General features: G+C 71.1%; 21 protein-coding genes. 4 read left to right on the plus strand and 17 right to left on the minus strand.

Going from position 1 to position 18,927, the window contains the following annotated elements:
* The 10 genes from HW578_RS03660 to HW578_RS03705 form a co-directional block, all read right to left on the minus strand.
* On the minus strand, nucleotides 1–698 hold a 698-nt coding region (locus HW578_RS03660), incomplete at its 3' end, for a hypothetical protein (RefSeq protein WP_198369177.1).
* A gap of 315 nt (nucleotides 699–1,013) precedes the next feature.
* The gene (locus HW578_RS03665) at nucleotides 1,014–1,700 is read right to left on the minus strand and encodes a fumarylacetoacetate hydrolase family protein (protein ID WP_198369178.1); all 687 of its coding nucleotides are present in this window, start codon (nucleotides 1,698–1,700) and stop codon (nucleotides 1,014–1,016) included.
* A gap of 348 nt (nucleotides 1,701–2,048) precedes the next feature.
* Nucleotides 2,049–2,849 (minus strand): gamma-glutamyl-gamma-aminobutyrate hydrolase family protein, encoded by an 801-nt coding sequence (locus HW578_RS03670; RefSeq protein ID WP_198369179.1) that lies wholly within the window; start codon nucleotides 2,847–2,849, stop codon nucleotides 2,049–2,051.
* A gap of 124 nt (nucleotides 2,850–2,973) precedes the next feature.
* Nucleotides 2,974–3,630, minus strand: a complete 657-nt coding sequence (locus HW578_RS03675; protein ID WP_198369180.1) for a LolA family protein — start codon at nucleotides 3,628–3,630, stop codon at nucleotides 2,974–2,976.
* 67 nt (nucleotides 3,631–3,697) lie between these two features.
* A complete protein-coding gene (locus tag HW578_RS03680) occupies nucleotides 3,698–4,288 on the minus strand; it encodes a DUF4412 domain-containing protein (RefSeq protein ID WP_198369181.1) in 591 nt (196 codons plus the stop codon).
* Between the two features lie 119 nt (nucleotides 4,289–4,407).
* Nucleotides 4,408–4,845 (minus strand): manganese-binding transcriptional regulator MntR, encoded by a 438-nt coding sequence (mntR, locus tag HW578_RS03685; protein ID WP_232478608.1) that lies wholly within the window; start codon nucleotides 4,843–4,845, stop codon nucleotides 4,408–4,410.
* 49 nt (nucleotides 4,846–4,894) lie between these two features.
* Nucleotides 4,895–5,734, minus strand: a complete 840-nt coding sequence (locus tag HW578_RS03690; RefSeq protein WP_198369182.1) for a metal ABC transporter permease — start codon at nucleotides 5,732–5,734, stop codon at nucleotides 4,895–4,897.
* Nucleotides 5,731–6,582, minus strand: coding sequence for a metal ABC transporter permease (locus HW578_RS03695; RefSeq protein ID WP_198369183.1), 852 nt, complete (start codon nucleotides 6,580–6,582; stop codon nucleotides 5,731–5,733). The genes HW578_RS03690 and HW578_RS03695 overlap by 4 nt, the downstream gene beginning before the upstream one ends.
* Nucleotides 6,583–6,584: 2 nt before the next feature.
* Nucleotides 6,585–7,442 (minus strand): ATP-binding cassette domain-containing protein, encoded by an 858-nt coding sequence (locus tag HW578_RS03700; protein WP_198369184.1) that lies wholly within the window; start codon nucleotides 7,440–7,442, stop codon nucleotides 6,585–6,587.
* Entirely contained in the window at nucleotides 7,442–8,359 is a 918-nt protein-coding gene (locus HW578_RS03705; protein WP_198369185.1) for a metal ABC transporter substrate-binding protein, read from the minus strand. The genes HW578_RS03700 and HW578_RS03705 overlap by 1 nt, the downstream gene beginning before the upstream one ends.
* Before the next feature lie 163 nt (nucleotides 8,360–8,522).
* On the opposite strand from HW578_RS03705, the gene HW578_RS03710 reads away from it, so the two are divergent.
* A complete protein-coding gene (locus tag HW578_RS03710) occupies nucleotides 8,523–9,755 on the plus strand; it encodes an alpha-hydroxy acid oxidase (protein WP_198369186.1) in 1,233 nt (410 codons plus the stop codon).
* Between the two features lie 6 nt (nucleotides 9,756–9,761).
* Here the strand turns inward: HW578_RS03710 and HW578_RS03715 are convergent, their stop codons facing one another.
* Both HW578_RS03715 and HW578_RS03720 read right to left on the minus strand, forming a co-directional pair.
* Nucleotides 9,762–10,901: a CaiB/BaiF CoA transferase family protein gene (locus tag HW578_RS03715; RefSeq protein WP_198369187.1), complete on the minus strand. Its 1,140-nt coding sequence runs from the start codon at nucleotides 10,899–10,901 to the stop codon at nucleotides 9,762–9,764.
* Nucleotides 10,898–11,869 (minus strand): Bug family tripartite tricarboxylate transporter substrate binding protein, encoded by a 972-nt coding sequence (locus HW578_RS03720; protein WP_198369188.1) that lies wholly within the window; start codon nucleotides 11,867–11,869, stop codon nucleotides 10,898–10,900. Before HW578_RS03720 ends, HW578_RS03715 begins: the two co-directional genes overlap by 4 nt.
* 132 nt (nucleotides 11,870–12,001) lie before the next feature.
* On the opposite strand from HW578_RS03720, the gene HW578_RS03725 reads away from it, so the two are divergent.
* Nucleotides 12,002–12,970: a hydroxymethylglutaryl-CoA lyase gene (locus HW578_RS03725; RefSeq protein ID WP_198369189.1), complete on the plus strand. Its 969-nt coding sequence runs from the start codon at nucleotides 12,002–12,004 to the stop codon at nucleotides 12,968–12,970.
* Between the two features lie 19 nt (nucleotides 12,971–12,989).
* Here the strand turns inward: HW578_RS03725 and HW578_RS03730 are convergent, their stop codons facing one another.
* A complete protein-coding gene (locus HW578_RS03730; protein ID WP_198369190.1) occupies nucleotides 12,990–13,376 on the minus strand; it encodes a c-type cytochrome in 387 nt (128 codons plus the stop codon).
* Nucleotides 13,377–13,525: 149 nt separating this feature from the next.
* Between HW578_RS03730 and HW578_RS03735 the strand changes: the two genes are divergently transcribed.
* Nucleotides 13,526–13,792, plus strand: a complete 267-nt coding sequence (locus tag HW578_RS03735; protein WP_198369191.1) for a hypothetical protein — start codon at nucleotides 13,526–13,528, stop codon at nucleotides 13,790–13,792.
* Nucleotides 13,793–13,889: 97 nt separating this feature from the next.
* Nucleotides 13,890–14,303, plus strand: a complete 414-nt coding sequence (locus tag HW578_RS03740; protein WP_198369192.1) for a hypothetical protein — start codon at nucleotides 13,890–13,892, stop codon at nucleotides 14,301–14,303.
* Nucleotides 14,304–14,504: 201 nt separating this feature from the next.
* On the opposite strand, the gene hemC is transcribed toward HW578_RS03740, so the two are convergent.
* Genes hemC through chlG form a run of 4 tightly spaced genes read right to left on the minus strand, consistent with a single transcriptional unit; the run spans nucleotide 14,505 to nucleotide 18,923 of the window.
* Nucleotides 14,505–15,473 carry a hydroxymethylbilane synthase gene (gene hemC / locus HW578_RS03745; RefSeq protein ID WP_198369193.1) on the minus strand — a complete coding sequence of 323 codons (969 nt, stop codon included), beginning with the start codon at nucleotides 15,471–15,473 and terminating at the stop codon, nucleotides 14,505–14,507.
* Nucleotides 15,470–16,657, minus strand: a complete 1,188-nt coding sequence (locus HW578_RS03750; protein ID WP_232478610.1) for a geranylgeranyl diphosphate reductase — start codon at nucleotides 16,655–16,657, stop codon at nucleotides 15,470–15,472. The genes hemC and HW578_RS03750 overlap by 4 nt, the downstream gene beginning before the upstream one ends.
* Nucleotides 16,658–16,671: 14 nt before the next feature.
* Entirely contained in the window at nucleotides 16,672–17,988 is a 1,317-nt protein-coding gene (locus HW578_RS03755; RefSeq protein WP_198369195.1) for a BCD family MFS transporter, read from the minus strand.
* Nucleotides 17,989–17,999: 11 nt separating this feature from the next.
* The gene (gene chlG / locus HW578_RS03760; RefSeq protein WP_369407811.1) at nucleotides 18,000–18,923 is read right to left on the minus strand and encodes a chlorophyll synthase ChlG; all 924 of its coding nucleotides are present in this window, start codon (nucleotides 18,921–18,923) and stop codon (nucleotides 18,000–18,002) included.
* Between the last annotated feature and the right edge of the window lie 4 nt (nucleotides 18,924–18,927).

An 18,927-nucleotide genomic window follows, 5' to 3' on the forward strand; every position in this document is an offset into this window, starting at 1 on the left:
ATGACCGGCTCGGCCAGCATCGCACCGACCAGCCCGTGCCCGACGGCCGCGCCATTCGCCGCGAGCGCGAGGCCGGACGCGGCGCGGAGGGGGCCCGCCCATCGCGCCCGGCGCCCGGGCCCGAGCAGCAGGCGCAGCAGCAGTCCCACGGCGGTCGGCACCAGGACCAGCAGGCCGACCCGCACCAGCACCGCGTCCGGCGCGACGATGGCGCCGGCGATTAGCGGCGCGGTCAGCGGCAGCAGCAGGAAGCCCATCAGCTGCGCGAGCAGGAGCGGCCGGACCGGCAGGCCCGTCATCGCCGCCGTCAGCACCGCGGCGCTGGCGACGGGGGTCGCGATCGGCAGGGCGACGGCAGCGGCTTGCGCCGGCGTGAAGCCCAGCGCCGCCCCCGCGCCGAGCGCGATGAAGGGCGCGATCAACAGGTTGCAGACGGTCAGCGCGGCACTGCCGATCAACTCCGCCCGGCTCGGCCGCCCGGGCTCGGCGAGGAGCCACAGCACCGCAAGGTTCAGCGCGGCGAGCGGCGACAACCACGCATGGGCCGCCCGCGCCATGGGCTCGAACAGGAGGCCGACCACCACGCCGCAGAGGGGCAGCACGAGGGCGCGTCGCTGCAGCGCATCGGCCACGCGGCGCAGCGCGCCGGTGAGGCTGCTCGAGATGCGCGAGGCCAAAGCCGCGGACGCAGGGTGCATGACAACCTCCGGCTTACGCTGTGCGCGCCACGATGCTGAGGAGGTCGCTTGATGCGCGTCATCCGAATGAGGGAGACGCTTTGCTCCCGTGCCGGCTGAGCCCGTCATTGTGAGCCTGGTCACCGGACCCGGGGCGGCAGGATCTCGCGCACGATTCCGTGCAGCGCCGCCGGGGCGGGATCGGCCACGGCTTCCTGCGCGAGGACGCCGCCGCGCGGTGGTGTGCACGCCGGCCGTCACGAACACGCGTGGCCGCCGCGGCGGCCACGCGCGGCATGGCGGCAGGCCAAGGGTCGAACCCTTGGCCTGCCGATATCAGACGATCTTCGTGCGGACTTCGCCCACGCCCTCGACGAAGCCCTCCAGCACGTCGCCGCGGACCACGGCGGCGACGCCCTCGGGCGTGCCGGTCATGATCAGGTCGCCGGGGGCGAGTTCCACGAGTTCCGACAGGTTCGCGATGACTTCCGGCACCGACCAGATGAGCTTGGACAGGTCGGAGGTCTGGGTGACCTTGCCGTTCACCTTGAGTTCGATCTTGCCCTTGGACGGGTCCACGCCGGCGGCCGGCACGAGCGCGCCCATCGGGGCGGACTGGTCGAAGCCCTTGCCCATGTCCCAGGGGCGGCCGGTCTTCTTGGCCTCGTTCTGGATGTCGCGGCGCGTCATGTCGAGGCCGGCGCAGTAGCCCCAGACATGCTTCAGCGCGTCGGCAACGGCGATGTTCTTGCCGCCCACGCCGATCGCGACGACCAGTTCCATTTCGTGGTGCAGGGACTTGGTGACGCTGGGATAGGGCATGTCGGCGTCGTTGATGACCACCGCGTCGGCCGGCTTCGCGAAGTAGAAGGGCGGCTCGCGGGTCGGGTCGGAGCCCATCTCGATGGCGTGCTCGGCGTAGTTGCGCCCGACGCAGAAGATCCGCCGGACCGGGAACATGGCGTCGCTGCCCTTGACGGGAATGGCGGCGACCGGCGGCGGGGCGAAGACGTAGGCGACCATGCGGGCGAAGCTCCGGATCGGAATGGGAGGCTGCCCTATACAGCCCCCGCATCCGGGCCGGAAGGCGGTCCGGACGCGTCGAAGCGCTTCATGTGCCACGCGAGGTTCGGGAAATAAACTACCGCAACTGCGTCCTTTCGGATGAGCCGCAGAAAAAGTTGCGCCCGGTCAGGGGGGTGACCGGGCGCGGTATTTTCTTCCGATCGGAACAGTCGGGCGAGCCGGCAGGGGATACCGGGCTTCGACCACTGGGCTTGTTGAACCCAGCAATCAAAGACTAGCCCTTCGCCGCTGCAAAATCAAAACGCAAATGATGTCTTCCGGGTAACGGCGATCACTGCCTGACGACTACTCGGCCGCCTGGGCCAGCCCGGGCGAAGCGGTGCGCGCGGCGCGGTGGGCGGCGCAGGCGCGGCCGAAGGCCTCGAAGATGGCGCGGCTGTCGGCGTCGCGCTCCCAGTCATATTCGGGGTGCCACTGGACGCCGAGGGCGAATCCGCGGGCATTCTGCACGCGCACCGCCTCGACCGTGCCGTCCGGCGCCCAGGCTTCGGCCACCAGGCGCGGGGCCAGGCGCTGAACGCCTTGGTTGTGCAGGGAATTCACCGCGAGCCGACCGGCCATGCGCCCGGCCGCGGTGATCACCTGCGCGAGCGCGCCGTCACGCTCGATGCGCACGTCATGGGCCTTCCCGGTGCGGACCTTGGGAATGGGCTGGTCCGAGGGGGTGGAATGGTCCATCCGCCCGGGCAGGTCCTGGATCCGCTGGTCGAGGCTGCCGCCCAGCGCCACGTTGAGCTCCTGCATGCCGCGGCAGATCGCGAGAAGCGGGACCCCCCGCTCGATGGCGGCGCGGATCAGCGGCAGGGTCGTGTCGTCGCGGAAGCGGTCTTCCGGCGTGCCTTCGGCATGGGCGGGACCGTCGTAGTAGCCGGGCCAGACGTTGGACCGGCTGCCGGTCAGGATCAGGCCGTCGAGATGCGGCAGGAGTTCGGCGGAGAGGTCCTCGCCCGCCGCGGGCAGCAGCACCGGCGTGCCGGTCACGGGCCCGCGCACCACCCGGATGTAGCTGTCGGAGGCGGCGTGGTTCGGCGTTCCGAAGATGCCGAAGGGCTTCTGGCAGCAGGAGATGCCGACGAGGGGTTTCATGGAGGACTACACTTCCGCGATGCCGTGTCAGGATCAAGGCGCGCGGTGGGCTTTTCGTGAATGCGGGCCATGCGTTGCACGGATGCCATGCAGTGCCGGGCCGCGGGCGCCTGCGATCCGGGCGTCATCCCCCCTGGGGCAGGCCGAAGCCGCCCGGTTCGAAGAAGCGCGGGTCATTGAACTGGAACAGACCTGCCGGGAAGCGCAGCCCGGTTTCGATTCGCGACAGGGTCACGCGCGTCTCGCGCCGCTGCGCGTCGGTCACTGCCCATTGGCGCAGTTCCATCGGATCGGGGTTGAAGACCAGCGTGAGGCGGCCCTCATTCGGCTCGGCGGTGCGGAAGACGGTGACGCGCAGGAAGCCGCCCGAGCGCTCGATTCCGGCCACGGTCACGTCGCCCGACAGCCGCACCTCCGGGCGCAGCAGGATGCCGAGCGGGGTGCGGCTGACCAGCAGCGTCGTGGGCGCGCGCAGCTCGCGGTCGTACATCAGGAACTGGCCGGCATCGGCCACCAGCAGCAGCGGCTCGGGCGGGTCGTATTCGAAGCGCATGCGGCCCGGGCGCCAGATCCAGGCGGTGCCCTCGGCCGCCGCGCCGTTGTGGGCGATCTGCAGGAAGCGCGCGCGCAGCGTGATCAGCCCGTTCAGGTAGGCCTCGATCCGCGCGAGGTCGGCGCGGTCGCGCTCGGCCGGCGCGGCGGCCGGCGGGGCGGATGCGCGCTGGGCCAGCGCCGGGCCGGCCAGCAGGACGGGTGCGATGAGGAGCGTGCGGCGATTCATCCCGGGGATGTGGCGCAGGGGGCGGCCCGGGGGAAGGGCCCTTCGCCACACCCCCCGGGGCCTGCACTCAGCGCGAGGTGCCCGGGCGCTGGCCCGGCATGCCCTGGGGCATCTGCATGGTCTGGTAGCCCTGCGGGCGACGGAACTGCGCGGCATCCTGCGCGCCGTAGGCGACGCGCACCGCCTCCATCCGCCCCTGCTGGCCCTGCGCCGAGCCCTGCGCGCGCAGCATCACGCCATCGGCGGTGATGCAGGCCTCGCCCGACTGGGCCGGGCCCTGGTACTGCCAGACAGTGCAGTCGGTGCCGGCGATCTTCTCGGTGCCGCCGCGGGTAAAGCGGGCGGTCTCGAAGTCGCGCTGCATGCCGGCGGCCTGTTCCATCGGCACGTCCAGGATGGCGCGCATGGCCTCCATCACCATGAAGCCGCGCTGGTTCTGGTGGTCGGCCACCATGTAGCCGACGCCGCCGGGCATGTTCATCCGCATCAGGCGCGCGGCGGCGGACCACATCATCGTGAGTTCGGCCTGCTGGCCCTGGCCGGCCACACGATAGGTCACGGCGACGTCGCGGGTGGGGAAGATCTGCGGGCGGTCCTGGGCCTGGGCGGCGATCGGCAGGGCGGCGGCGAGCAGGGCGGCGGCGAGGGTGGTGCGCATGCGGGGTCTCCTTCGGGGCGGCGATCCTGGCCGCAGGAATGTGGCGCGGGGATGAAGGCCTTCACGGCGGGTGCGTCCGCCATGCGCCAGGTCACGGCCCGCGCGACCGGGCGATCGCGTCAGCGCGCCCCGGGGCCGGTGGCGAGGAAGCGTTCGAAGGCGGCCAGCGTCTCGTCGCTGACATGGTGCTCGATTCCCTCGGCATCGGCCTCGGCCACCGGCGGCGGCACGCCGATCGCGGCGAGGAAGGCCACCACGGTGACGTGCCGCGCGCGCACCCGCCGCGCGAGGTCGTGCCCGGCCTCGGTCAGGAACACGCCGCGATAGGGCTTGGAATGCGCCAGCCCGTCGCGCTTCAGCCGGCCGATGGTCTTGATGGCGGTGGCGTGGGTGACGCCGAGGCGCCGCGCGATGTCGGTCGGCCGCGCCTCGCCCTCGCGCGCGAGGAGGTCGGCGATGATCTCGACATAGTCCTGCGCCAGCGCCGAGGCCCGGGCGGTGCGGGCGGAGGCGTGGCGGGCAGCCTCGTCCGGCGGGGCGGTGTCCTGGTCGGGCATGCGGGTGGCTAGCATGTCGGGCACGCGAATGGAATTTGTAGCACCGGCATCACCTTGCCGCCACGACACGGCGCCGCAGCAGGCCGTGCTTGGGCGAGCCCAGAAGTGCGGCGATGAACAGCAGGCTCAGCGCCAGCACGATCGACCCTGCGGTCGAGGCATCCAGCATGAAGCTGACCTGGATGCCGACCACCGTCGCCGTGCAGGCGGCCGCGACCGAGACCCACACCATCCGCCCGAAGCGGTCCGCCATCAGCAGGCCGATCGCGCCAGGTGTGATCAGCAGCGCCACCACCAGGATCACCCCCACCGCCTGCACGCCGGCCACGATACTGGCCGCCAGCACCGCCAGCAGGAGAAGGCGCAGCCGTGCCACGTTCAGCCCGGCGATGCGCGCCTGGCCTGGGTCGAAGCAGAAGAGCACCAGGTCGCGCCCGCGGATCGCCAGGATCAGCAGGCCGACCGCGGCGATCACCAGGGTCTGCCAGAAATCCTCGGCCTCGATGCCGAGGATGCTGCCGAACAGCACGTGCGAGAGATGCACGTTGGAGCGCACCTGCGTCAGCAGGATGAGGCCGACCGCGAACATGCCGGAGAACACCACGCCCATCGCCGCGTCCTCCTTGATGCGGCTGGTCGCACGGATGGCGCCCGAGGCCAGCGCGCAGGCGAAGCCCGCCACGAAGGCGCCGATCACCAGCGGCGCGCCGATGAGATAGGCGACGACGACACCGGGCAGGATGGCGTGGCTGACCGCATCGCCCATGAGCGACCAGCCCTTCACCACCACGAAGCACGACAGGATGGCGGCGAGCACCGCCACCATCAGCCCCACCACCAGCGCATCGACCATGAAGCCATGCGTCCAGGGGGCGAGCAGCGCGCTCATGCCGTAGCTACCCGGGACGCGCGGCGGCTCGCGAGGATACCGTGCTTCGGCGCGAAGACCAGCACCGCGACGAACAGCGCGGCCTGCAGTGCGACGATACTGCCGCCCGTGCTGCCGTCGAGGAAATAGCTGAGATAGGCGCCGGCCACGCCGGTGACGGCGCCGATCGCGGCGGCAAGCCCGGCCATGCGCCCGAAGCGGTCGGTCAGCAGGTAGGCGGTCGCCCCCGGTGTCACTAGCATGCCGATCACCAGGATGGCGCCGACCGCCTGCAGGCCCGCCACCGCGGTCGCGGCCAGCAGCACCAGCAGCAGGATGCGCATGCGCGCCGGGCTGCCGCCGGCCACCACCAGCTGCACCGGATCGAACAGCGAGAGCATCAGGTCCCGCCCGCGCAGCGCCAGCGCGCCCAGCACCACCACGGCGATGATCGCCATCTGGATCATGTCCTCGTCCGCGATGCCGAGCACATTGCCGAAGACGATGGTGCGCAGCCGGACGTTGGACGGGAAGATCGACATCAGGAAGAGGCCGAGGCCGAAGAAGCCTGTGAAGACCACGCCGATCACCGCATCCTCGCGGATCGGCGTGCGGTCGCGCAGTCCGGCCATGGCGAGCGCGGCGAGCATGCCGGCGGCAAAGGCGCCGATCGCGAAGGGTATGCCCCCCAGCCAGGCCAGCACGACGCCGGGGACCACGGCGTGGGAGAGCGCATCGCCCATGAGCGACCAGCCCTTCAGCACGACGTAGCAGGACAGCAGCCCTGCCACGCCGCCGACCAGCGCGCTGATGCCCATGGCGCGGAGCATGTAGTCGTAGAGGAACGGGACGAGTAGTTCCTCGAGCATGGTCAGATGTCCCGCTCGAGGCGGCCCATGACCTGGCCGTCCGGCGCCATCACCAGCGGGCGTTCGTCATCCGAGAGCACCACGACGGAATCGGCCGGCAGGGGCGTGGCACCGGGCAGTGAATGCTGGCGCAAGGCCCCGCCGAAGGCGCGCAGCAGGTTGGGGCCGGTGAAGACCTCGCCGGTCGGACCGGCCGCCAGAACGGTGCGGTTCACCAGCACCACCTGGTCGCAGAAGGTCGGCACCGAGCCGAGGTTGTGCGTCGAGACCAGCACGATCCGCCCCTCGTCGCGCAGCGCCTTGAGCAGCGCGATGATCGCTTCCTCGGTGGTGACATCCACCCCGGTGAAGGGTTCGTCGAGCAGCAGCAGCTGCCCGCCCTGCGCCAGCGCGCGCGCGAGGAACACGCGCTTGCGTTGACCGCCCGACAATTCGCCGATCTGCCGATCCGCCAGGTCCGCCATGCCGACGCGCGCGAGGGCCGCCGCCACCGCGCGGCGGTCCGGCTCGCGCGGGATGCGCAGCAGGTTCATGTGGCCGTAGCGGCCCATCATCACCACGTCGCGCACCGAGACGGGGAAGGTCCAGTCGACCTCCTCCGCCTGCGGCACATAGGCGACCAGGTTGCGCTTCAGAGCGGCCTCGACGGGCCCGCCCGCCACCAGCACGCGGCCCTGCGCCGGGCGCACCAGCCCCATGATCGACTTGAACATGGTGGACTTGCCTGAGCCGTTGATGCCGACCAGCCCGCAGATGGTCCCGCCCTGCAGCGCGAAGCCCGCATCCTTCAGCGCGAGATGCCCGTTCGGATAGGCGACCGAGATGTTCTCGACCGCGAGGCTGATGGGCTGCGCCAGCATCATCGCCCCCCCGGCGCGCCGGTCAGCCCGCGCAGGATGGTCTCGGCATTGGCTTCCAGCAGCTTCAGGTAGGTGGGGGCGGCGCCGTCCGGGCCGGTGAGGCTGTCGACATGCAGCACGCCGCCGAAGCGCGCGCCGGTCTCGCGCGCGACCTGGCGCATCGGGCGGTCGTTCACCGTGGATTCGCAGAACACCGCCGGCACGCGCGCGCGGCGCACCGTGTCGATCAGCGCGCGCACCTGGCGGGGCGAGCCCTCGTCCTCGGAATTGATCGGCCAGAGAAAGGCCTCGCGCATCTCGTAGTCGCGCGTGATGTAGCTGAAGGCGCCCTCGCAGGTGGCGAGCACGCGGCGCTCGGCCGGGATGGTCGCGAGGCGTTCGCGCAGCCGCGCATCGACCGCGCGGATCTGCGCGGCATAGGCCTGCGCGTTGGCGGAGAAGGCGGCCTCGTTCGCCGGGTCGAGCGTGGTGAGCGCGCGGCGGATGTTCTCGACATAGACCAGGGCGAGGGTGGGCGACATCCAGGCATGCGGGTTGGGCTGGTTGGCATAGGGGCCCTGGCCGATGCCGATGGGCGTGATGCCCTCGGTCAGCACGGCCTGCTGCACGCCATTCACGCGGGAGAAGAAGCGTTCGAACCAGCGTTCGAGCCCGAGGCCGTTCCACAGCACCAGGTCGGCGGCCTGGGCGCGTACCACGTCGAGCGGCGTGGGTTCGTAGTCGTGGATCTCGGCGCCGGGGCGGGTCAGGCTTTCCACCAGCACGGCGGTGCCGGCGACGTTCTGCGCCATGTCGGCCAGCACGGTGAAGGTCGCGACCACGCGCCGGGGCCGCGGCGCCTGGGCGAGGGCCGGGGCGGCGAGGCCGATCAGCACGGCGCCGAGCAGGGCGCGGCGGGAAAGGGGCGGGAGGCGCATCCGTGTCTCCGGTGGCGGCTTCGACCGCATGATGTAGACCAGGCTACATTTCGCGCAAGGGTCAACATTCGCGCCGGCGCACGACGGCCATGCGGGGCGGCCCCTGGCCACCCGCGCCCATCCTCGCCATCATTGGCTTGTCGCAATCCCGGGTGTTCCTGCCATGACCGCCGAAGGCCCCGCGCAGTCCCGCGCGCCTGTCGCCGCCGAGACCCTGTCCAAGAAGCGCGCCGCACCGCCGGTGCCGCCGAGCCTGCAGGGCTTCCTGTCGCTCAACGATTTCGAGGTGGCGGCGCAGAAGCACCTGCCGAGGATGCTGCACGGCTACCTCGCCGGCGGGGTCGAGACCGACTGGTCGCTGACCGACAACCGCCGCGCCTTCGCCGAATGGGGCTTCATCCCGCGCTGCCTGACCGATGCGCGCGCGCGCAACACCAAGGCGAGCCTGTTCGGCCGCGAGTACGACGCGCCCTTCGGCATCCCGCCGATGGGCTCGGCTGCGTTGCTGGCCTATCGCGGCGACATCGCGCTGGCGCAGGCGGCGCGGGCGAAGAACATCCCCTACATCCTCTCGGCCTCCTCGCTGATCCGGATGGAGGATGTGGCGAAGGCCAATCCGGATGCCTGGTACCAGGCCTACCTGCCGGGCGAGCCGGCGCGCATCGAACCGCTGGTCGACCGCGTGATCGCCGCGGGCTTCAAGACTTTCGTGCTGACGGTGGACGTTCAGGTTTCGTCCAACCGCGAGAACAACATCCGCAACGGCTACACCATCCCGCTGAAGCCGACCTTCCGGCTGTTCTGGCAGGGGGCGACGCATCCGCGCTGGGCCTTCGGCACCTGGTTCAAGACATTGCAGAACCACGGCATGCCGCATTTCGAGAACATGGATGCCGGCCGCGGGCCGCCCATCCTGTCGCGCGATCTCGAACGCGCGTTCGGCGCGCGCGATGGCCTGTCCTGGCCGCACCTCGAACTCATCCGCAAGCGCTTCCCGGGCAAGCTGCTGATCAAGGGCGTGCTGCACCCGGACGACGTGGTGCGCGCGAAGCAGATCGGCGTGGACGGCTTCATGGTGTCGAACCATGGCGGGCGGCAGCTCGACGGCGCTGTCTCCGGCCTGCGCATGCTGCCCGAGATCGTGAAGGTCGCCGGCGACTGCCCGGTGATCTACGACGGCGGCATCCGCCGCGGCACCGACGTGATGAAGGCCTATGCGCTGGGTGCGGATTTCGTCTTCGTCGGCCGGCCCATGCTGTGCGCCGCGGCGGTGCGCGGGCAGCCGGGCGTGGAACGCGCGATCGATCTCCTGCAGGAGGAGATCCATCGCGACCTGGCTCTGGTCGGCGTCAACACGATGGATGCGCTGGGCCCCGAGCTGCTGACGAAGGTCTGAGCGGCGCTACTCCGCCGCCCGCTTCGCCACCATCGCGTTGTCGGCGCCCAGGCGCGGCGCCGGCCCCTGCATGCGCGGCCGCTCGCCATCGAAGGAGAGCGGCAGGGCTACCAGCGAGAAATCCTCGCCGGGGACGGGCCGCACCATGCCCATGGCCTGCACCTGGGGTTCGGCCAGCACCTCCGGGATGGCGTTCACCGGTGCGCAGGGCACACCCACGCGCTGCAGCCGCGCGAGCCATTCGGCGCGCGGCGCGCCGCGCATGATGGCGGCGATCATCGGCAGCAAGTCGCCCTGGTGGGCCAGCCGCGCGCGGTTGGTGGCGAAGCGCGGATCCTCGCGCCAGTCCTGATGTCCGAGCTCGGCGGCGAAGCGTGCAAACAGCCGGTCATTGCCGCAGCACACCAGGATCGGCCCGTCCGCCGCGTCGAAGGCCTGGTAGGGCACGAAGTTCGGGTGGCCGGAGGCATGCCGCTCGCCGACCTTGCCAGTGTTGACGTAGCTGCTGATCTTCTGCCCCGCCCAGAGCAGCGCCGTCTCGAGAAGGGAGGTGTTCACCACGCCGCCGCGCCCCGTCCGGTGGCGGCGTTCCAGCAGCGCGAGCGCGCCCAGCACGGTCCACATGCCGGTGCCCTGGTCCACCACCGAGGCGCCCATGCGCACTGGCGGCCCGCCCGGTTCGCCGGTGATCGAGGACAGGCCGCCGAACGCCTGCAGCAATGGCTCGTAGCCCGGGCGCAGGCGTTCCGGCCCGACATGGCCGAAGGCGGCCATGGCGCAATAGATCAGCCGCGGATGGCGCGCGGTCACCTCCGCCGGCCCGATGCCGAGCGCCTCGGCCACGCCGGGGCGCAGGTTGTGCAGCATGATGTCGGCATCGGCCAGCAGCGCATGCAGCGCCGCCACGCCCTCCGGAGACTTCAGGTCGAGCGTGACCGACTTCTTGCCGCGATTGAACTCGTGGAAGTTCAGCGCGTCGCCATGGCGGAAGGCCGCGCCCATCTGGCGGGCATCGTCGCCGCCGTCGGGCTTTTCCACCTTGATGACCTCCGCACCCAGGTCGGCGAAGATCGCGCCGGCGAAGGGGCCGGCCAGCACCTGGCCGAGTTCCACAACGCGCAGGCCGGCGAGCACACCTTCGGTCATTGCAGTTCGATCCCCGCCGCCGTCACCAGGCGTTTCCACTTGTCGATCTCCGCCGCCTGGAAGGTCGCGAGGTCGTCCGGCGAGCCCGGGCGCAGCACCATGCCGTTGGCGGTGATGCGCTCGTTCACCACGGGTCGCGCCATGATCTCGTTGATCAGCCGGTTCATGCGCAGCACGATCGGCGCGGGCGTGCCGGCTGGTGCATAGACCGCGTTCCAGGACAGCATCTCGTAGCCGGGGAAGCCCTGTTCCTCGACGGTGGGCACACCCGGCAACAGCGAGACGCGTTCCCGGCTGGTCACGCCGATGGCGCGAACGCGACCCTCGCGCGCATGGGGTGCCGATGTGGTGGCATCGACGAACATCACCTGCGCGACGCCGCCGATGACGTCCGTGATGCCAAGCGGGTTCGACCGATAGGTCACGTTCACCATGTCGATGCCGGCCTGCGCCTTGAACATCTCGCCCGCCACGCGCGACGATGCCGAGCCTGACGCGAAGTTCAGCCGCCCCGGATGGGCCCGTGCATAGGCGACAAGGTCCTGCATCGATCGTACCGGCAGGTCGTTGTTCACCACCACCAGCAGCACGCCCACGCCGATCACCGCGACCGGCGCGAAGTCGGCCACCGGATCGTAGGGCAGGCGGCGGAACAGCGCCGGGTTCGACCCATGCGTGGTGTTGGCGGTCCAGAGGAAGGTGTAGCCATCGGGCCTGGCGCGCGCGACCGCCTCGGAGGCGATGAAGCCGTTGGCGCCGCCGCGATTGTCCACCACCACCGGCTGGCCGAGCTCCGCGCCGATCGGGTCGGCGAAGAGCCGCGTCGTCACGTCGGTGCCGGAGCCGGCGGGGAAGGCGACGATGAAGCGGATCGGGCGCGACGGCCAGGCAGGTTCCGCGGTCTGCGCGCGCGCCGTGGCGGGCAGGGCGCCGAGTGCTGCGATCGCAGCGCGGCGGGTGAGGGGCATCGGGCGGTCCTCCGGTGCGGCGCCCTCTGGCGGGGCGCCCGGGGCGGTCGTAGGCTCGGCCGCAAGCAACAGCGTCCCTGCGACCATGGCCGGGTGTCAACGCCCGGCCCATGCGGGACGGGAGGAACAGCGATGTCCGATCTGCCCCGGCATGTCCATTTCCACGAGGAAGGCCCGCGCGAGGGCTTCCAGATCGAACGCGGCACCTTCCCGCTGGTCGACCGCGCGGCGCTGGTCGATGCGCTATCGGAGACGGGGCTCGAGGAAATCCAGGTCGCATCCTTCGTCTCGCCCAAGGCCGTGCCGCAGATGGCCGATTCCGAGGCGTTATTCGCCGCCATCCGACGCAAGCTCGGCGTGCGCTACGATGCGGTCTGGCTGAACGAGCGCGGCTACGAGCGCGCGCGCGCCGCGCAGGGCGTGCACATCACCGGGCGCATCGCGCTCTATGCCTCCGACGCCTTCGCGCTGCGCAACAACAACTGCACCGCCGCGCAGATGCGCGCGCGCGTCGAGGGCTGGCTCGACCGCTACGCGGCCGATGGCGTGCCGATGGAGCGCGCGCTGGTCATGGCCGCCTTCGGCTGCAACTTCGAGGGGCCGGTGGAGCCGCGCAAGGCGGTGGCGGAGCTGGCCTGGGCCTGGAATACCTGCCGCGCGCGCGGCATGGACGCACCGCGGCTGTACCTGGCGGACACCATGGGCTGGGCCAATCCGCAGGCAATCCGCCGCGCCGTGGGCCTGCTGCGCGAGGCGGTGCCGGAGGCCGAGGTGGGGCTGCACCTGCACGACACGCGCGGCCTCGGCCCCGCCAATGTGCTGGCAGCGCTCGAGATGGGTGTCAGCCATTTCGACAGCTCGGTCGCGGGGCTGGGCGGCTGCCCCTTCGCCGGCCACGGCGATGCGCGCGGGGCGGGCAATATCTGCACGGAAGACATGGTCTTCCTGTGCCACGAGATGGGGATCGGGACCGGGGTGGATCTTGAGGCGTTGGTCGAGGCCGCGCGCCTCGCGGAGTGCATCATTGGCCGTCCGCTGCCGGGCCGGCTGATGCATGCCGGCACGCTGAGCGCGTACCGGCAGCGGCGGGCGGCAGCCTGAGCCGCCGCCCACGCGCGGGCTACTTCAGGGTGTTGAGGTAGGCGATCAGGTCGGTGAGCTGCGCCTCGTTGCGCAGGCCCGGGTAGGACATGCTGCCCTGCGGCGCGACCGCCTTCGGGTTCGTGATGTAGGCGCGCAGGTTGTCCTCGGTCCAGGTATGCCCGCCCTCGCCGAGGGTGCGCATGTTGGCCGAGTAGCGGAAGCCCTCGATAGAGGCGGCACGACGGCCGACCACGCCCCACAGATTCGGGCCGACGCCGTTCCGGCCGTTGTTCTCGCTGATATGGCAGGCTCGGCACTGGTTGAACACGCGCTGGCCTGCGGCGGCGTCGCCCGACTGGGCGGATGCGAGGCCAGGCGCAAAGGCCGCGGCGGCCACGGCGATCGTCATCAGCATTCGACGCATGCGAAACTTCCTCCCGACAATGAAAGAGCGTCCGCGATGTGCAGTTGCGGGCGCGGGGCGAGTGCCTCAAGTGATCGGCACCCGCCAATTAATCACCTTTGCCATTCTGGCAAGGCGAAAGCGCGGCATTGCAGGGGAATGGTGAGGGCATGGAAGGCCTTGTGCGCAGCGGAGGCGTCGCGGATGTCATCCTGGCCTGCATGGTGATCGAGGCGGCGGCACTGCTCGCCTGGCATCGCGCGACGGGGCGCGGGCTCGCGCCGCGCGCGGTGGCGGCGCTGCTGCTGCCCGGCGCTTTCCTGGTGCTGGCGCTGCGGCTGGCCTTGACCGGTGCGGCCTGGCCGCTGATCCCGGTGGCCCTGCTGGCGGCGCTGGCGTCCCATCTGTGGGACCTGCGCGGGCGCTGGCGCGGCTGAGACGTATTGTTTTGGATGACGTCGCAGCCTGAGAGAGTGTAAACTCTGAATGACAGTTCGCGCTGTCCGTTCTGATGGCGCGGCTTGGAGGGGCGCCATGAACGGGAACAGCTACCGGATCGCCTATGATCGGCTGAAGGCCGGGCTCCGACGCGCCGAATCTGCGAGCGACATCGAGGCGCTGGAACGCGCGCGCGGCGAGATGGACGCCTTCGTCGCATCGCTTGTGACCGACCCGCGCCGGCTGCGTGCCCTGGCCGCGGCGAGCCCTTCCGCCGCCGCCGAGGTCGAGCACCTAGCCGCCGAGATCGAGATCCCGCGCATGGTTCTCGACCCCGTCCACGACGCTTCCTTCACACGGCTCTGGGTCGCCACGCTCGATGATGCGCGCCTGCGCGTGCTGCAGCGCGTGATGGCGGATGAGGTGAACCGCCGGCGCGAGGACACCGTCGCGCAGACCTACGCCCCGCGCCGGCGCCCGGTCGCGCAGTACGCGCGCTGGTTCGGCTGAAACCAAGCGCCGGCGCCAGGGCCCATCGATCGCGGCACGCGACCGGCAATCCGGGTCGGTGCCGGCATCATCCGGCGACAGAGCGCACTCAGCCGCGTTGGTCCATGAGCGCGGATACGTCGAAGCGCGGTGTCAGGCACCCGATATGCCTGATCGCACCGCGTCCGTTGCGGGCAGGATGTCGCGCGGCCGGCGCGCCCGTCAGCTGAGGATATCGGCGGGGCTGTCCCGGCGCAGGCTGTCGCCGAGCTCACGCCCGATGCGCGCGGCGTCCTCGATCGCGCCGCTGACCCGCCGGCGCAGCAGGAAGGACCCGTCCGCGCGCGCGATCAGGCCGGTGAGGTAGAGCTGCCCGTCCATCAGCACGCGCGCATGACCGCCGATCGGTGTGCGGCAGGATCCGTCGAGGGCCGCCAGCAGCGCGCGTTCGGCGGTGGCGACGGCGCGCGCCAGCGGATCCTCGATGGCGGCGAGCAGGTCGCGCAGCGCCGTGTCGTCCGCGCGCACGGTGATGCCGACGATGCCCTGGCCGGCAGCGGGGACCATGTCCTCCGCATCGAGCACGACGCCGGCCTCGGACTCGAGGCCGAGTCGCTTCAGCCCGGCATAGGCGAGCATGGTGGCGTGGAACTCGCCCTCGCGCAGGCGGCGCAGCCGGGTCTGGACATTGCCGCGGATGGTCTCGACGCGCAGGTCAGGGCGCGCATGCAGCAACTGCGACTGCCGTCGCACGGAGGAGGTGCCGACCTGCGCGCCCTGCGGCAGGCAGGCGAGCGGGTCCTCGCGCGTGGGTTCGCCGCAGGCGGGGGCCAGCACGATGGCGTCGCGCGCATCCTCGCGCTTCAGCAGGCAGGCGAGCACGATGCCGGGGGGCAGTTCGGTCTCGAGGTCCTTGAGCGAATGCACCGCGAAGTCGACGCGCCCATCGAGCAGCGCCTCATGGATCTCCTTGGCGAAAAGACCCTTGCCGCCGATCTCGGCCAGGCGGCGGTCCTGGATGCGGTCGCCCGCGGTCGAGAGCGCGGTTTCCTCGAAGGCGGTCTCGCCCTGCAGCATCGGGCAGAAGCCGCCGATGCGTGCGAGGAAGTGCCGCGCCTGCCACAGCGCGAGCGGCGAGGCGCGGGTGCCGATGCGCAGCGGCGCGATCGGGCGTTCGGCGATCTCGCTCATGCGCGGGCGAAGCCGAACAGGTGCGCCAGGTCCTTGAAGAAGATGCGCACATGCGCCATCGGGTCGCGCCGCGTGAGTTCCTTGTTCATGTAGGATTCCCACGTCAGGCGCTGGACGTCCTTGTCGGCGCAGATCTTGACGAACTTCTCGCGGCGCTTCTCGGACGAGTACCAGAAGTACTGCATGATCCCGAGCACCATGAAGACCGTGCCATGGCCCTTCATGAAGCGCTTGCGCGCGAGCTTCAGCGCGCGTGCGTCGCCGGTGGCAAGGCAGGCCTCGCAGGCCTCGGCGGCGAGCCGCCCGCCCAGCATGGCGTAGTAGATGCCCTCGCCCGAGGCAGGTGCGACCACGCCGGCGGCATCGCCGGCCAGCACGACGTCGCGCCCGTTGTCCCAGCGCTTGGCCGGCTTCATCGGGATGGGCGCCCCTTCGTGGCGCAGCGTCCGCGCGGTATCGAGGCCGGTGGACTTGCGCAGCTCGGCGATCGAGGCCCGCAGCGCGAAGCCCTTCTGCGCCGAGCCCGTGCCGATGCTGGCGGTGTTCCCATGCGGGAAGATCCAGGAATAGAAATCGGGCGAGTGCTTGCCCTGGTAGAAGACGTCGCAGCGCTTGGGGTCGTAGGCGTGCGAGGGGGCGGGCGCCTCGATGATCTCGTGATAGGCGAAGACGAAGGGAATCTTCGCCGCCGCCGGGACCTCCTGCTTCGCCACCTTGGATCGCGCGCCATCGGCGCCAATCACGAGGCGCGTGCGCAGGCGGTGGGTCGTGCCGTTCTTGTCCTCGAACACCACGACGGGGCTGCCGTCGGATTCGCGCTCGATGGATTCGAAGGTGCCGGTGAAGCGCTCCGCACCTTCATGCGCGGCGCGGGCGCGCAGGAACTCGTCGAAATGCTCGCGGTCCACCATGGCGACGTAGCCATTGCCCTCGATGGGCATGTCCACCTCGCGCGCGGAGGGGGCGATCATGCGCGCGCTGTTCACACGGGCGCAGATGATGTGGTCGGGGATGGCGAAGTCGCGGATCAGCCGCGGCGGGATGGCGCCGCCGCAGGGCTTGATGCGCCCTGCGCGATCCAGCAGCGCGACGCGCCGTCCCGCACGCGCCAGGTCCTCGGCGGCGATGGCGCCCGAAGGCCCGCCCCCCACGACCACCACGTCGAATTGATCCTGCGTCTGCATGGCGGTCTCCGGTCTCATTCGGCGGGAAGCATGGGGCCGTAGCCAGGTTCGCGGCGCGGGCGGCCGATCCGCGCGGCGAGCAGCGCAGCGGCGATGAAGACGAGCGCATCGACGACGAAGACGGCGGCATAGGCCGCGTGCGGCGCGCCGAGCGCGATTCGCGCCACATCGACCATCGCCGCCCCGGCCAGCCCGCCAATGCCGAAGGCCACGGCCTGCGCCGCGCCCCACATGCCCATGCGGGTGCCCTCGCGCTTCTCGCGGCCCTGGCCCACCATCTGCATCATCGATGCGATGGCCGCTGCGGCGAAGATTCCGTTGCCCAGGCCCAGTGCGAAGAAAGCGCCGGCCAGCGGGAAGTCGTCGCCGATCGCCGGGCTCGCGGCCAGCACCAGCAGCACGGACGCCGCGAAGAGGCAGCCGCCCACGGTCCAGGCGCGCAGCGTATGCGCGAAGCGCCCGGCGAAGGCCGAGCCGATCACCGCCACGAGCACCATGCCCGCCAGCGTGCCGCCGTTCTGCAGGGAGGAGAGCTGCGTGCTCTCGCCGAGCGTCTTGCCGAAGACGGACCCCGCGAAGGGCTCCAGGATCAGGTCCTGCGCGCTGTAGGCGAGCATCGAGAGGAAGATGAAGATCGTGAAGCGCCGCGCTTCCGGTTCGGCCCAGACCTCCGCCATGGCGCGGCGGAAGGGCGGCTTCGCGGCCGGCGACCCGACGGCGGGCCGGGCCGGGGAGGGGCCCTCTATGCCCAGCACGCCCAGAGTCGCGAGCAGCATCGCGATCAGCGACACCCCCGCCGAGACCGCGACCAGCCGTTCAGGCGAATAGGGATCGAGCAGCTTCCCGCCGATCGCCGTGGTCAGGATGAAGCCCGCGATCATCATGATCCAGACGATCGAGGCTGCCGCGGCGCGGCGCGTCTCGTCGACGCGCGCGGCCAGCAGCACCAGCAAAGATGTCCCAGCGGCGCCGACGCCCAGCCCGATCAGCAGAAAGGCCAGCACCGCCAGCGCCAGGCCGGCAATGAAGGCCTCGCCCATCAGCGCGGTCGCAGCCGCGGCCAGCACGCCGCCCAGGCCCAGCACCGCCATGCCGCCCAGGATCCAGGGTGTGCGGCGCCCGCCCATGTCCGACCCGTAGCCCCAGCGCGGGCGCAGCATCTGCAGCGCGTAGTGGATGCCCACCAGCACGCCCGGCAGCGTGGCGGGCAGCGCGAGCTCCACCACCATCACGCGGTTCAGCGCCGATGTGGTGAGCACCACGATCGCCCCCAGCGCCGTCTGCACGAGCCCCAGCCGCAGGATGCCGAGCCAGCCCAATGGGACACGCATCGGGGCCTGCATCACAGCACCGCCCCCGCCCGCAGCGCGAAGCCGCAGGTCAGCATGCCGAGCACGAACATCAGCACCCCCGTGCCGTTGTACCAGGGTGCGAGCGCCTTCGGGTCGCGCAGCATGCGCGCCATGGCCCAGCCCTGGCCGGCCAGCAGCAGCGCGACGATGGCGGCATGCACCGGCGCATCCATCACGACCAGCAGCGCCACCACGACGACCTGCGGCACGCCCATGCACCAGCAGGCGACGCGCGCGGCACGCTCCGGCCCCAGCTGGACCGGCAGGGAGCGGATGCCGATCCGCCGGTCGCCCTCGATCGCCTTGAAGTCGTTCAGCGTCATGATGCCGTGCGCCGACAGGCCATACAGCGTGGCGATCATCAGCACCTCGACGCTCGGCGCGGCGGCCGAGAGCACTGCGGCGGCGGTGATCCAGGGCAGGCTCTCATAGGCCAACCCGCAGGCCAGGTTGCCCCACCAGCCATTCGCCTTGAGCCGCAGCGGCGGCGCCGAATAGGCCCAGGCGAGGGCGACGCCCAGCAGCGTCGCGAGGAACCCCCAGAAGCCCAGCATCGCGCCCCAGGCCAGCGACACGCCGGTCCAGGCCACCGCGACGTACAGGCCCCAGCGCCCCGGCATGCGCCCCGAAGGGATCGGGCGCTGCGGTTCATTGATGGCGTCCACGTGCCGGTCGAACCAGTCGTTCACCGCCTGGCTCATGCCGCAGACCAGCGGCCCGGCGAGGATGATGCCGGCGAGTGCGAGGTGCCAGGTCGCGCCGAAGGACGCGCCCGAGGAGACCGCGCCGCACATGAAGGCCCACATCGGCGGAAACCAGGTGATCGGCTTCAGCAGTTCCAGCACCACGCCGGGGGCCGGGTGGCTGCGCGCCAGCCGGGCCGGCGCGTCGGGGGTTTCGGTGCGGCCCGACACGGCG

The organism is Roseomonas rosulenta (genome assembly GCF_016106005.1).
GTDB classification, from domain to species: domain Bacteria; phylum Pseudomonadota; class Alphaproteobacteria; order Acetobacterales; family Acetobacteraceae; genus Neoroseomonas; species Neoroseomonas rosulenta.

Excerpts from the sequence above, each read along its gene's own strand:
- mntR (WP_232478608.1), bottom strand. The coding sequence starts at position 4,845 with ATGCCCGACCAGGACACCGCCCCGCCGGACGAGGCTGCCCGCCACGCC.
- HW578_RS03695 (WP_198369183.1), bottom strand. The coding sequence starts at position 6,582 with ATGCTCGAGGAACTACTCGTCCCGTTCCTCTACGACTACATGCTCCGC.
- HW578_RS03735 (WP_198369191.1), top strand. The coding sequence starts at position 13,526 with ATGGAAGGCCTTGTGCGCAGCGGAGGCGTCGCGGATGTCATCCTGGCC.
- HW578_RS03700 (WP_198369184.1), bottom strand. The coding sequence starts at position 7,442 with ATGCTGGCGCAGCCCATCAGCCTCGCGGTCGAGAACATCTCGGTCGCC.
- HW578_RS03710 (WP_198369186.1), top strand. The coding sequence starts at position 8,523 with ATGACCGCCGAAGGCCCCGCGCAGTCCCGCGCGCCTGTCGCCGCCGAG.
- HW578_RS03755 (WP_198369195.1), bottom strand. The coding sequence starts at position 17,988 with ATGCGTGTCCCATTGGGCTGGCTCGGCATCCTGCGGCTGGGGCTCGTG.
- HW578_RS03720 (WP_198369188.1), bottom strand. The coding sequence starts at position 11,869 with ATGCCCCTCACCCGCCGCGCTGCGATCGCAGCACTCGGCGCCCTGCCC.
- HW578_RS03690 (WP_198369182.1), bottom strand. The coding sequence starts at position 5,734 with ATGAGCGCGCTGCTCGCCCCCTGGACGCATGGCTTCATGGTCGATGCG.
- HW578_RS03665 (WP_198369178.1), bottom strand. The coding sequence starts at position 1,700 with ATGGTCGCCTACGTCTTCGCCCCGCCGCCGGTCGCCGCCATTCCCGTC.
- HW578_RS03725 (WP_198369189.1), top strand. The coding sequence starts at position 12,002 with ATGTCCGATCTGCCCCGGCATGTCCATTTCCACGAGGAAGGCCCGCGC.
- HW578_RS03670 (WP_198369179.1), bottom strand. The coding sequence starts at position 2,849 with ATGAAACCCCTCGTCGGCATCTCCTGCTGCCAGAAGCCCTTCGGCATC.
- HW578_RS03730 (WP_198369190.1), bottom strand. The coding sequence starts at position 13,376 with ATGCGTCGAATGCTGATGACGATCGCCGTGGCCGCCGCGGCCTTTGCG.
- HW578_RS03740 (WP_198369192.1), top strand. The coding sequence starts at position 13,890 with ATGAACGGGAACAGCTACCGGATCGCCTATGATCGGCTGAAGGCCGGG.
- HW578_RS03675 (WP_198369180.1), bottom strand. The coding sequence starts at position 3,630 with ATGAATCGCCGCACGCTCCTCATCGCACCCGTCCTGCTGGCCGGCCCG.
- HW578_RS03750 (WP_232478610.1), bottom strand. The coding sequence starts at position 16,657 with ATGCAGACGCAGGATCAATTCGACGTGGTGGTCGTGGGGGGCGGGCCT.
- HW578_RS03705 (WP_198369185.1), bottom strand. The coding sequence starts at position 8,359 with ATGCGCCTCCCGCCCCTTTCCCGCCGCGCCCTGCTCGGCGCCGTGCTG.
- HW578_RS03715 (WP_198369187.1), bottom strand. The coding sequence starts at position 10,901 with ATGACCGAAGGTGTGCTCGCCGGCCTGCGCGTTGTGGAACTCGGCCAG.
- hemC (WP_198369193.1), bottom strand. The coding sequence starts at position 15,473 with ATGAGCGAGATCGCCGAACGCCCGATCGCGCCGCTGCGCATCGGCACC.
- HW578_RS03680 (WP_198369181.1), bottom strand. The coding sequence starts at position 4,288 with ATGCGCACCACCCTCGCCGCCGCCCTGCTCGCCGCCGCCCTGCCGATC.